Consider the following 11865-nt stretch of genomic DNA (forward strand, 5'->3'; position numbering starts at 1 on the left):
TCCTTCAGCTTGCCAAATCAATATTGAATACATCCAATACTACCCAACGGAAAAACCTTTGAAAAGCCGATAATGGGGATGAAAACAATTTAGCAGGGGGAAACGATCTGCTTATTCCTCAATCGGCGTGGCTTCGGGAATGTATTCATTCCCTGCGGGCGCAGGCTGGCGGGTATCGGTGACGAAGCCCAGAACCCGGTCCACGTCCAATTGGGACAGGACGGCACGCACGTCCTGGTCTTCCAGAAAGCGGGTAAGCTTCACGTCGTTGTAAAGCCCCTGCATGTCCCCTTTTTCCACAAGCAGGCGGATGGCCGGGTCTTCACTTAGGCTTTTGAGGCTCAGCACGCGGCTGGTGATTCGGGAGCGGGGCATGTAGCAGTCAAGCTGGGTGCGGCGCTGGTCGGAGAGTTCCGGGCTGAGCGTCACCAGGTAGGCGATCATCTTGGCCAGGGAGAGCCGTTCCGGGTCGTGTTCCGGAGAGACCTTCACCAGCCACGCCAGATGGGGGTTGTCCGTGACGGCCTTCTTGACGGTGTAGATGGTGGGTAGCGAGATGGCGCGGGTCGGGTCCATGTGGTACAGGGCCAGTTCCCGGGCGCGGGTCATTTCCGCCATGGAACCGTAATAAAAGATGCACATGACGCCCACCCAGCAAACCACGGCGGCCATCAGCAGGGTGGTGACCACTCCCTTGGCCCCGCCGAACCCCATCCGGCGGCCCCAGGAGAATACGTCGCTGAACCAGAAGAGGCCGTGCATGAAGACAAAGAAGACGGCGAGCGCTCCTCCGATGGACAGGACGGAAACCATCCACTCCCGCGGATCGCTGGTGATGAAGGAAAGGTACGTGAATCCGTATTTGGACAGCCAGAAGTACGCCGCCACGGCGGAGAGCACCGCCGCGCCGAACAGGAGCATCTTGATCATCCCCTTCAGCATGCCGAGCACGATGAAGCCGGCCAGCAGGGCGCCCAGAACCAGGTAGAATGTGAGGGAGGAATCCATGAGATATCCGGAAAAAAATCGGCCGGGCCTTTACAGTGCCCGCTGGCAGCGCTGGCGCAGGTAGTGGTCGCACAGGCAGAGCCACGCCATGGCCTCCACAATGGGGACGGCGCGCGGCAGCACGCAGGCGTCATGGCGTCCCCTGCCCTTGAGGCGCGTGTCCTCGCCGGCCCGGTTCACCGTCTGCTGGTCGATCATCAGCGTGGCGGTCGGCTTGAAGCCGATGCGCATCAGAATGTCCTCCCCGTTGGAGATGCCGCCCTGGATGCCGCCGGAATGGTTGGTTGTTGTCCGGACGCGGCCGTCCTGCATGCAGAAGGGATCGTTGTGTTCCAACCCGGTCATTTCCGCGGCGTCGAATCCGGAACCCACGGAGAACGCCTTGGTGGCGGGAATGCTCATCATGGCGTGGGCCAGCGTGGCGTCCAGCTTGTCGAAAACGGGGTCCCCCAGTCCGGGAGGGCAGCCGCGCACCGTGCACTTGACCACTCCGCCCAGGGAATTGCCCGCGTCCCGCGCTTCCTTGATGGCGGAGATCATGGCTTCCGCCACGGCGGGATCAGCCGTGCGGACGATGTTGCCCTCCACCGCGGCGGCGGTTACGGCCGCCCCGTCCACGGAGGCCTTCACCCGGTGCACCTGGTCCACCCAGGCGATGATTTCCATATCGGGAAACGCCTGCTTCAGCACGGCCTTCGCCACGGCTCCGGCAGCTACGCGGCCGATGGTTTCCCGGGCGGAGGCACGCCCCCCTCCGGCCCAGGCGCGGATGCCGTATTTGGCATCGTACGTGTAGTCCGCATGGGACGGGCGGTAGGTATGCGCCATCTCGTCGTAGGCGGAGGAACGGTGGTCCTTGTTGCGCACGCTGATGGCGATGGGCGTGCCCAGCGTCCTGCCATCCAGCACGCCGGAAAGGATTTCCGCGCGGTCCTCCTCCTTGCGCGGGGTCACGATGTCGCTCTGGCCCGGCCTGCGCCGGTCCAGTTCCCGCTGGATATCCTCCTCTGTCACCGGAACGAGCGACGGACAGCCGTCTATCACCACACCCACCCCGGCTCCATGGGACTCTCCCCACGTGGATATACGGAACACCTGGCCAAAATTGCTGGACATGGCGGCATTCTAGACGCCGCCGTCCGTCCGGTCAAGCCGCAGGCCGCCGCCGCGGGACATAAAAAACACCCCGGCCAGCGTTGGCCGGAGTGCTGAAAGAAGAAAGCTCCCTGTTACGGGCAGCAGCCGTCTTAGCCCTTCATGTTGGAAGAGGCCTTGAAAGCGACCGTCTTGGAAGCGGGGATGGCGATGGCCTTGCCGGTCTTCGGGTTGCGGCCGGTGCGGGCTTCGCGGGTCTTGGTAGCAAACGTACCGAAACCGATGATCTGCACCTTGCCGGCGGACTGCACGCCTTCCTTGATGGATTCCAGCACAGCGGCCAGAGCTTCTTCAGCGTGCTTCTTGGTCGTATCGGCACCCAGCTTCTTTTGAATCAATTCGATCAGTTGAGCCTTGTTCATAGGACTTCGGTGAATAGCACATGGATATCTGACAGTAAAGAAAAAATGCGTAATACGGACAAAACGGGGCCAAATCGGCCCTTTAATCACCGTCATCAGGCAGTCTTTCCACGGCGGCTCCGATGGCCAGTAGCTTTTCGTCAATCATCTCGTAGCCGCGGTCAATGTGGTACAGGCGGTGGATCTCCGTGGTGCCCTCCGCCTTCAGGGCCGCCAGTACCAGAGCGGCGGACGCCCGCAGGTCGGACGCCATCACGGGCGCGCCGCTCAGGGAGTCCACGCCGGAAATGACTGCCGTGCCGTTGTCCACCTTGATGTTGGCGCCCATGCGCTTCAGTTCGGAGCAGTGCATGAAGCGCTGCGGGAAAATAGTGTCTTTCACGACGGAAATGCCGGGTGTCGTGGCAAACAGGGCCGTCATCTGCGCCTGCATGTCCGTGGGGTAGCCGGGATAGGGGGCCGTCTTGATTTCGCCGCTTTTCGGCATCTTTCCGGCAATGATGGTGACGGTGTCCCCGCGTTCGTTAAACTCCACATGGTGCCCGCATTGGCGGAGCAGGCCGGTAATGACGGACATGTGCTCCTCGCACACGCGCCTCAGCGTCACGCCGTCCCCCATCATGGCGGCCGCCACCATGAAAGTTCCGGCCTCGATCCGGTCCGGAATGACGGTGTGGTTGCAGCCCCGGAGCTTTTCCACCCCCTCAATAACGATCCGGCGCGTTCCGGCGCCCTGGATATTGGCTCCCATCTTGATCAGGAAATTGGCCAGGTCAACCACTTCCGGTTCCGCCGCGGCGGATTCAATGACGGTGGTGCCTTCCGCCAGCACGGCGGCCATCATCAGGTTGTCCGTCCCCAGGACGGTGGGGCCGTGGTCGCCGTTCAAATCCACCGTGGCCCCTTTCAGACCGCGGGGCGCTTCAATAATCAGGTTCCCGCGTTCTATCTGGACGGTCGCGCCCAGGGCCTGAATGGCCCGGATGTGAAGGTCCACAGGACGGTCGCCGATCACGCAGCCGCCCGGCAGGGGAATCACGCACCGCTGCATGCGGGCCATCAGCGGCCCCAGAAGACAGATGGAAGCGCGCATTTTGCGCACCTGCTCGTAGGCGGCTTCCGAATGCAGGTTCTTGGCCTCCACGCGCACGTTGCCGCTGGAACGCTCCACGGACGCACCCAGCTGGCCCATGATCTGCACCATGAAATTGGTGTCGGAAACGTCCGGCACGCGGCGCACCACCACGGGTTCATCCGTCAGCAGGGAGGCAGCCAGAATAGGCAGGGAAGCGTTTTTGGAACCGCTGATATTGACGGCTCCCCTGAGCGTAAATCCTCCGTGTACAACAAGCTTCTCCATAGTGGTGGCAATTAGGTGACGGATTCTACACATTTGAGGCGTCCTTGCAATCCCAAACAGGCCACGGAAGCGGACAAATTCCCCGGACGTTTTGTTCCGGGGAAAACCGCGTCGGAACGGACGATGAAAAAAACATCAGGGCCGATCAGGTCCTGTAAGCCAGATTTTGTCCGCCGGCGGATGCCGGCTGTGTGGTCATTTTTCTCACGCGGAATGCTTAAGCATCCCGCGCGCCCATTCGTTTTACGGAACGGATGCGACTAATACCCGGGGATCCGGCGGGCAGGCTACCCTTCCCCTGTTTGTCTTGCATCGCGCGGGGTTTACCATGCCTCCTTGGTCGCCCTCGGAGCGGTGAGCTCTTACCTCCCCTTTTCACCCTTGCCTGAACGGGGAAACCCCGTCCGGGCGGTTTGTTTTCTGTGGCACTTTCCGTCCGGGAACCCTTGGGAGGTTCCCGTCTCCCGCTTTCACGGGACACGCTGCCTTGTAATGTCCGGACTTTCCTCTATCCCGGTCCGAAAACCGGAACAGCGACCACCCGGACCTGATCGGCACGGACTACATACGCTTTCGGGAAGGCCCGGTAAAGCCCAAAGAAAAAACCGGGGCATTTTTCAGCGCCGGCCTTTCCGGGCCTGGCGCCCTTTCTCCGCTCCATCCCGTTTCCCGGAAATTCCATCCGGACGGCCCTCCCGTAAAATCGTTTCCATCTTCCATCGGAAAGGCCGGAACTCCCGTATTCCCGCATATCCGGAAAGTGTGCGAACGTCCCCATCTCCCGGCAGAACATGGCGGGAAAGCGTTCTTCATCAGCCCCTTCAGACTCAGCTTCCTCTCCTGCTGGGGCGGAATGCCGGAATCCCTGTGAAACGGACGGAAAAAGCGGCCACAGGATGCCTCCCGTGACCGCTCCAACTTACTACCTATGAAAACCAGCTTCGTCTGTTGCTCCTGAAAAGCTCTCTCCTTCCTTTCAGGCAGACTCTGCCGATAACCCCGGCAATATACTTCCCCGCCGCGGAAAATCAATCCCCATTCTGGTCCGCATCCCCTTTCCTCCGGAAGAATCGCGGCCCAGCCGGGCTTCCGGCATGGTTTCCTCCGCAGAGAGGGTTTTTCTTCCTCTCCCACCATTCCGCTCCGGGCTTCCGGCCCTTCTAATTGGCTTGATTCGGAGGCCGATACAGGGTAGTTCTTCCGGGACACAAAAGCTCATGAACCTTTACTCCCGTTCCATTCCTTCCCTGCAAGGGGTACTGACCGTACCCGGAGACAAGAGCATCTCCCACCGCGCCGCCATTCTGGGCGGCCTGGCGGACGGAGTGACGGAAGTGGACAACTTCCTGTGCAGCGAGGACTGTTTGAACACCCTGCGCGCCATGGAACAACTGGGAGCGCGGGTGGAGGTGCTGGAAAGCCGGGAAGGCTGCGGCCCCGTGCGCTTCCGCATCACGGGCGTGGCCATGCGGCCCCATTCTCCCTCCCGTCCCATTGACTGCGGGAATTCCGGCACGGGCATGAGACTGCTGGCCGGCATGCTGGCCGCCTGCCCCTTTGATTCCGAGATGTTCGGGGACGCCTCCCTGAGTTCCCGCCCCATGGGCCGCATCATGAGCCCCCTGGAACAGATGGGGGCACGGATTGAGGCCCGCGGAAGCAAACCCGGGTGCGCTCCGCTGTTCATCCACGCGGGACACGTCCGTCCCATCTCCTACACCCTTCCCATGGCCAGCGCCCAGGTGAAAAGCGCCATCCTGCTGGCCGGCATGTTTGCCGAGGGAACCACCACCGTCATCCAGCCCGCCGTCACGCGCGACCACACGGAACGCCTGTTCCGCCATTTCGGCGTTTCCTGCTCCGTGGACGGTCTGGCTGTCAGCACGGAAGGCCCCGCCCTTCCCCGCGCCCACGACCTGACGGTTCCGGCGGACATTTCTTCCGCCGCCTTCTGGATGGTTGCCGCCGCCACCCGCCCCGGCTCCCGTCTGACGCTCCGCCAGGTGGGCCTCAACGAAACCCGCTGCGCCGTCATCAGCGCCCTGCGGCGCATGGGCGCACACATGGACATTGTGAAAACCTCTCCGGAAGATGCCGGGGAACCCTACGGAGACATCACCATCTACGGCGCCGGCTCCCTCCACGGTACCGCACTTCTGCCGGAGGAAATCCCCAACCTGATTGATGAAATCCCCATTCTCGCCGTAGCGGGAGCCTTGTCGGACGGCGATCTTGTCGTCCGCAACGCCCGTGAACTGCGGGTGAAGGAGACGGACCGGATCGCCACCACGGCGGCCAACCTCCGGGCGATGGGCGCAACTGTTGAAGAATTTGACGACGGAATGATCGTCCGCGGCGGCACGGCTCTGAAAGGTGCGGAACTGCCCAGCTACGGAGACCACCGGATCGCCATGAGCTTCCTGGTGGCGGGATTCAGCGCCAGCGGAGAAACCGTCCTGACGGATGCCGGATGCATTAATACGTCCTACCCCGGATTTGACCGGGATTTGAGCCAATTCCTCCCATAAACGGCGGAAAACGTTCATGGGAGCTTCACTTAACCATTTTAACCATTTGCCGCCTCTGACCATCCATTTCACCGTGGGAGATAGCCGGATTAAAGAACTCCGGCCTTCCTTCCTCCTTTCCCATTCCGCTCTCCAACGCCCTTTCCCTGGAAAGTGAGCTTGTAAATCTGTTTTAAAACTTTCCTTATTCCTTCATAAAAAGGAGGATATTTCCCTCCTTCACCGGGTTTCAAGCCGAGTTCTCTCTTGCCAGATCACTTTTCATCCGCCATAATAAAAAAAGCATATGAACACTTTTGTCTCTCTTTGTCTCATTGGCGGCCTCGGCATCGCCTCCCTCTGTTCTGCCCAGCAGGTTATGGACAACGATGCCAAGAAGAAGGTCATCAAGGATTTGGATAACCTTCTGGCGCTGAACAGATCCGCAGAAACCAAAGTAATCAATGCGGCTATCAGCAGGCTCACCGCCGCAGGCCGGGACCCCAATGCCGCCTACGATTTGCTGATCCAGTCCAAGAAGCTTCTGATGGAGGCGGAAAAGGAAAAGGACCGCCAGCAGGGCAAAAGCGCCAAGAACGCATCCAACGCCCTGAAGGACTGGATGGACCGCGAAGCCAAGAAATACCAGGACAAAAACTCCCGCAAGGGGCTGATGCTTCAATACCAGTGGGGCGTTCTCGTCCTCAAGGCCCGCCTGAAGGAGAACATGATGAAGGCCACTTCCACAGGTAGCGTGGAGGAAGAAATTCTGGACGTTACGGAATTCCAGAAGCCGGCCATGGATTTGCTGAACGCCTACATTTCCGCCTGTTCCGATCCCGACTTCTTGGACCCTTCCTCTTCATCCAAGAATAACAATGGCGGAGGCGGGGGCCGGGCCGGCGCGCGCATTGCGGAACAGTCCGTGCTGGGCACGGAAGTGGGCGAAGCTCTCGGCATCGCCAGCATGTCGTCCCGAGCATTTCCGGACTCCATGAAAAACCGGGATGAAATTTTTGAAAAGCTCTTCTTCGCCGGCTACCGGAAAACCCGGAATCTGGCTGCATTGAGAACGGCGTGGAACAGACGGATCGCCATGGAAACGCTCCTTGGCAAGGTGAGCCACGCCATTTCCTCCGGTAAAAAATCCGGGATGCAGGGCCGCATCGCCTCCGCCTCGGAAGAAGAATTCGACGAACGGGATCTATCCCAGCTCGACCGCCTGCGCTGGCGCTGCGAGTTGGACTGCTTTGAACTCGGCGACCAGGCGAACGCCACCCGGAACATGATGGTGCTGATCAAGAACACGGCGGACCCCGTCCGCCGGGAACAGGGCATCAGAACCCTCCGGGACAAGCTCATCCAGAGCATGCGGAAAATGATGCCCGGCGCTGAGGATGAAATGGCCGCATCGGACTCTCCCTCCGCGGCACCGCGCCCCGCCGCTCCCCGTCCTCCCGTCCGGCGGACTCCTTCCACCACGATAACGACGAGCCGGGAGATGGACGATCCGGGCGCCATCGGCACGGACGTTCCCAAGCCTCCCAAACCGGACCCCGCCAAGAGCGACGACTTTTTTGAAGACGCCTGAACCGTCTTCATCCCGGAAATACCGTCCTGCGGCGGCGCCGGCGTACACGGAATGCGCAGAGCATTCTTGACGTCCGGCGCCGCCGTTTTACTATGGGAGCCATGTATCAGCCATTTCAATTTTTCATGCCCGCCCAGATCTTCTTTGGCGCGGGATGTCTGGACCAGCTTGGCACGGCTCCCCTCCCCGGCTCCAAGGCCCTGGTCGTCATTGGCGGAACGTCCGTCAGGCGTCTCGGCTATCTGGACCGCGTGCAGTCCCTGCTGAAACGGCAGGGTGTGGAAAGCGTCGTCTTTGACAAAGTGCAGCCCAATCCCGTGGTGGAACACGTGATGGAGGCCGCCGCCCTGGCGAAGGAAACGGGCTGCGACTTCGTGGTCGGCCTTGGCGGGGGCAGCAGCATGGACTCCGCCAAGAGCATCGCCGTGATGGCCGCCAATCCGGGAACGTACTGGGACTACATCCAGGGAGGCTCTGGCCTGGGGCTTGAAATTCCCAACCAGCCCCTGCCCATCGTCTGCATCACCACCACGGCGGGCACGGGGACGGAAGCGGACCCCTGGACCGTCATCACCAAGGAGGACACGCAGGAAAAAATCGGCTTCGGCTACCGGGGAACCTTCCCCACCATGTCCATCGTGGACCCGGAACTCATGCTGTCCGTTCCTCCCAAATTGACCGCCTACCAGGGCTTTGACGCCCTGTTCCACGCCGTGGAGGGATACATGGCGAAGGTGGCCTCCCCCATGAGCGACATGTTCGCCCTCCAGGCCATCGAATACATCGCCAAATACCTTCCCCGCGCCGTGGACGACGGGCAGGACCTGGAAGCGCGGGCCTATGTCGCGCTGGCCAATACCTATTCCGGCTTTGTGGAAACCATCTCCTGCTGCACCTCGGAACATTCCATCGAGCACGCCCTGAGCGCCTACCATCCTTCCCTGCCCCACGGAGCGGGCCTGATCATGATCTCCTGGGCCTACCATGAAGCCTACGCCCCCAGCTGTCCGGAACGGTACGCCAGAGTGGCCGCGGCCATGGGCATGGAACCCTCCGTGGACGGTTTCCTGAACGGCCTCAACAAGCTCAAGGAAGCCTGCGGCGTGGACAAGCTGAAAATGTCCGACTTCGGCATCACTCCGGACTTGTTTGAGGAATACGCCGGAACCGCCTTTTCCACCATGGGAGGGCTGTTTGAACTGGACCGCTGCAAGTTCACCACGGCGGACGTCGTGAGCATCCTGGAAAAGTCCTATTCGTAAGCGCGGAAATTCCGCCGCCGCTTCCTTGTGATTGACTTGCTTCAGGATAATATGCAAGTATCCGGGCCGTCCGCTTTCCGTGCGGACGGCTCTTTTATTTCCGTCAAACCCTCCTTTTTCCTCCATGTCCCTTCCCCTCCTCGTCACCGGAACCATCGGCATTGACACCATCATCACCCCCCGCGGACGGGCGGAAGGGGTGCTGGGCGGTTCCGTCTCCTTCGCCGCCGTAGCGGCCCTGCTTTTTACGGACCGGGTGGATGCCGTCAGCATCATCGGGGAGGATTTTCCCGTTCATTACGAGGAGGCCCTGGCCGCCAAGGGGCTGTGCATGGACGGGGTGGAGCGCAAAAAGGGACCTTCCTTTGCCTGGACCGGGGAGTACTTCGACAACATGAACAAGCGCAGGACGGTCTGCGCCAACGATTCCGTGATGCTGGACTGGCAGGTGAACGTGCCGGACGCCCTGCGCGGCCACCCCGTGCTGGTGTGCTGCTGCATGGTTCCCGCCCAGCAGCTCAAGTGCATGGAACAGTGCCCGGACGCCTCCCTCGTGCTTTCCGACTCCATGGACAAATGGCTGCGGCGCCAGCCGGAACTGCTGGACGCCGTCATCTCCCGCTCCCATATCACCATGATGAACGAGGACGAGGCCAAGGAATACGCCGCAGCCTCCACCGTTCTGGAAGCCGGGGAATTCCTGCTTTCCAGGGGAGCCTCCTACGCCGTCGTGAAGCAGGGCGAATACGGCGCCACCCTCATCGGCCGCGGGGAGGACGGCCGGACCAGGATTTTCCGCTGCCCGGCCTACCCCCTGAAAACGCTGGTGGACCCCACCGGGGCCGGGGACACGTTCCTGGGCGCGCTGGCGGGCTATCTGTCCACCCTGCCGGAGGGCCTGCCCTCCTTCGAGCACGTGAAGCGCGGCATTGTGTACGGCACGGTGGCCGCCTCCTTCACGTGCGAATCCTTTTCCGCGGACGCCCTGCTTTCCATGACTCCGGAAACGTTCCGCAAACGCCTGGCGGAATACACGGAAATGTGCAGCATGCCTGCCGCATGCAATTCATGGATTTAATGTTTCCGGCCATGAAAAACCCCGGCGCGGGCAGGCGCGCCGGGGCTGCTGAAATGAAATCAATTCGCAGGAAAAGACCGGTTACATGTCCTGAAGGCCGAATTTGAGCTCGGCTTCGGAAACCACCTGGCCGTTGACCAGGCAGCGGCCGATGGCCTGCCCGATGTTGCCGCGCATCTTGACAAGTTCCGCTTCAATGATCAGGCAATCTCCGGGAACGACGGGATGGCGGAACTTCACCTTGTCCGCACTCATGAAGTAGCCGATCTTGCTGGCGTTTCCGGGCTGGCGCAGCATGACGATGGAGGCCACCTGCGCCATGGCTTCCACCTGGAGCACGCCCGGCATGACCGGATGGCCCGGGAAGTGGCCCTGGAAGAAGAGCTCGTTCATGGTGAGGTTTTTCAGGCCGCGGCACTTGGTTTCCCCCTCAAAGCCCACAATGCGGTCCACCATCAGGAAGGGATAGCGGTGGGGCAGCAGGCTCATCACTTCATTGATGTCCAGCACGGCGTCCCCATACGGCACGTTGACGGGGTTGGGCATAAGCTGAAGATTGCGCTTGTGCTCCTTCTTGAGTTTGGCGGTGAGTTCCGTATTCGGGCCGTGCCCCGGCTTGATGGCGATCACGTGGCCCAGGATGGGCTTGCCGCACAGGGACAGGTCCCCGATGAGGTCCATGGCCTTGTGCCGGGCGAATTCGTTGATGAAGCGCATGGGCTCCTTGCTCATGAGCTCCTCCCCGCGGATGACCACGGCGTTTTCCAGGCTGCCGCCCTTGATCAGCCCTTTTTCCAGCAGCGGCTTGATATCCTCGTAAAACGTGAAGGTGCGTGCGGGGGCCAGTTCCTTTTCATAAGTCTCCGGCGTGATAACGGCGTCAAAGTACTGCGTAATGCGGTTTTCCGGCCCCACGCAGGTGACGGAAACGCGGAACTGCTTGGAGGGAAGAATAGTCAGGATGGAGCCGCCCCGGGTTTCAATGGTCACGGCCTCACGCACTTCCAGATAGCGGCGCGGGGCGTCCAGTTCCACAATGCCGGCGCTTTTGATCAATTCCACGTAGGGAGCGGAGGAGCCGTCGCCGATGGGGGGTTCGTTGGCATCCATCTCAATGACGGCATTATCAATGCCCATGCCCGTCAGGGCGGAAAGGATATGTTCCACGGTGTGCACCTTTACGGAACCTTCCGCCAGGCTGGTGGCCCGTTCGACGGTCTGCACTTTTTCCACGTCCGCATTGATGAAGGGCTGGTCAGGCAAATCCACGCGGCGGAACTTGATGCCGAAGTCGGCGGCGGCCGGCTTCAGGGTCAGGGTGACGGGTTGTCCCGTATGCAGAGAAGTTCCGGCCAGGGAGGCCGGAGAGCCGACAGTTCTTTGGTTTCCACATGCCATGCGGAAATGCTAGTGAATGAGACCCTGTTTGAAAAGCACGAAATCACCGATTTTCCTGTAAATTCAAGCTTTCCAGCGTGTCATCGGAAAAAGGACGGAAAAAGGACGCTTGAAAAAGCCCCTCTCTCCCATTAGTCATGACTC

9 protein-coding genes and 1 other RNA gene are annotated in these 11865 nt (G+C 60.9%); 4 read left to right on the forward strand and 6 right to left on the reverse strand.

The genetic code is table 11. The features are described 5' to 3' along the window. Positions 1-111: 111 nt before the first annotated feature. The 5 genes from OQH67_RS11635 to rnpB all read right to left on the reverse strand — a co-directional run bounded on the left by OQH67_RS11635 (position 112) and on the right by rnpB (position 4438). Complete coding sequence (locus OQH67_RS11635) at positions 112-1008, reverse strand: hypothetical protein (RefSeq protein ID WP_215433807.1); 897 nt, start codon at positions 1006-1008, stop codon at positions 112-114. 30 nt (positions 1009-1038) lie between these two features. Beyond that, complete coding sequence (gene aroC, locus OQH67_RS11640) at positions 1039-2124, reverse strand: chorismate synthase (protein WP_215433805.1); 1086 nt, start codon at positions 2122-2124, stop codon at positions 1039-1041. A gap of 131 nt (positions 2125-2255) precedes the next feature. Then, positions 2256-2525, reverse strand: coding sequence for an HU family DNA-binding protein (locus OQH67_RS11645; RefSeq protein ID WP_067570335.1), 270 nt, complete (start codon positions 2523-2525; stop codon positions 2256-2258). A gap of 82 nt (positions 2526-2607) precedes the next feature. Beyond that, positions 2608-3885 (reverse strand): UDP-N-acetylglucosamine 1-carboxyvinyltransferase, encoded by a 1278-nt coding sequence (gene murA, locus OQH67_RS11650; RefSeq protein ID WP_067570337.1) that lies wholly within the window; start codon positions 3883-3885, stop codon positions 2608-2610. Positions 3886-4024: 139 nt separating this feature from the next. Next, positions 4025-4438, reverse strand: an RNA gene (gene rnpB, locus OQH67_RS11655) — RNase P RNA component class A. Between the two features lie 664 nt (positions 4439-5102). Between rnpB and aroA the strand changes: the two genes are divergently transcribed. From aroA to OQH67_RS11675, 4 genes are all read left to right on the forward strand, one after another. After that, positions 5103-6413 (forward strand): 3-phosphoshikimate 1-carboxyvinyltransferase, encoded by a 1311-nt coding sequence (aroA, locus tag OQH67_RS11660; protein ID WP_215433803.1) that lies wholly within the window; start codon positions 5103-5105, stop codon positions 6411-6413. Between the two features lie 286 nt (positions 6414-6699). Beyond that, a complete protein-coding gene (locus tag OQH67_RS11665; RefSeq protein WP_215433802.1) occupies positions 6700-7983 on the forward strand; it encodes a hypothetical protein in 1284 nt (427 codons plus the stop codon). Between the two features lie 101 nt (positions 7984-8084). Then, positions 8085-9245, forward strand: coding sequence for an iron-containing alcohol dehydrogenase (locus OQH67_RS11670; RefSeq protein ID WP_067570411.1), 1161 nt, complete (start codon positions 8085-8087; stop codon positions 9243-9245). Positions 9246-9369: 124 nt separating this feature from the next. Further along, entirely contained in the window at positions 9370-10323 is a 954-nt protein-coding gene (locus tag OQH67_RS11675) for a PfkB family carbohydrate kinase (protein ID WP_215433800.1), read from the forward strand. A gap of 81 nt (positions 10324-10404) precedes the next feature. On the opposite strand, the gene OQH67_RS11680 is transcribed toward OQH67_RS11675, so the two are convergent. Beyond that, entirely contained in the window at positions 10405-11721 is a 1317-nt protein-coding gene (locus OQH67_RS11680; protein ID WP_067570345.1) for a bifunctional UDP-3-O-[3-hydroxymyristoyl] N-acetylglucosamine deacetylase/3-hydroxyacyl-ACP dehydratase, read from the reverse strand. Between the last annotated feature and the right edge of the window lie 144 nt (positions 11722-11865).

Source organism: Akkermansia biwaensis (assembly GCF_026072915.1).
Classification (GTDB): Bacteria; Verrucomicrobiota; Verrucomicrobiia; order Verrucomicrobiales; family Akkermansiaceae; genus Akkermansia; species Akkermansia biwaensis.

Bases quoted from the DNA above. Each gene is read 5' to 3' on its own strand.
- OQH67_RS11675 (WP_215433800.1), top strand. From the start codon at position 9,370: ATGTCCCTTCCCCTCCTCGTCACCGGAACCATCGGCATTGACACCATC.
- OQH67_RS11665 (WP_215433802.1), top strand. From the start codon at position 6,700: ATGAACACTTTTGTCTCTCTTTGTCTCATTGGCGGCCTCGGCATCGCC.
- aroC (WP_215433805.1), bottom strand. From the start codon at position 2,124: ATGTCCAGCAATTTTGGCCAGGTGTTCCGTATATCCACGTGGGGAGAG.
- murA (WP_067570337.1), bottom strand. From the start codon at position 3,885: ATGGAGAAGCTTGTTGTACACGGAGGATTTACGCTCAGGGGAGCCGTC.
- OQH67_RS11680 (WP_067570345.1), bottom strand. From the start codon at position 11,721: ATGGCATGTGGAAACCAAAGAACTGTCGGCTCTCCGGCCTCCCTGGCC.
- OQH67_RS11635 (WP_215433807.1), bottom strand. From the start codon at position 1,008: ATGGATTCCTCCCTCACATTCTACCTGGTTCTGGGCGCCCTGCTGGCC.
- OQH67_RS11670 (WP_067570411.1), top strand. From the start codon at position 8,085: ATGTATCAGCCATTTCAATTTTTCATGCCCGCCCAGATCTTCTTTGGC.
- OQH67_RS11645 (WP_067570335.1), bottom strand. From the start codon at position 2,525: ATGAACAAGGCTCAACTGATCGAATTGATTCAAAAGAAGCTGGGTGCC.
- aroA (WP_215433803.1), top strand. From the start codon at position 5,103: ATGAACCTTTACTCCCGTTCCATTCCTTCCCTGCAAGGGGTACTGACC.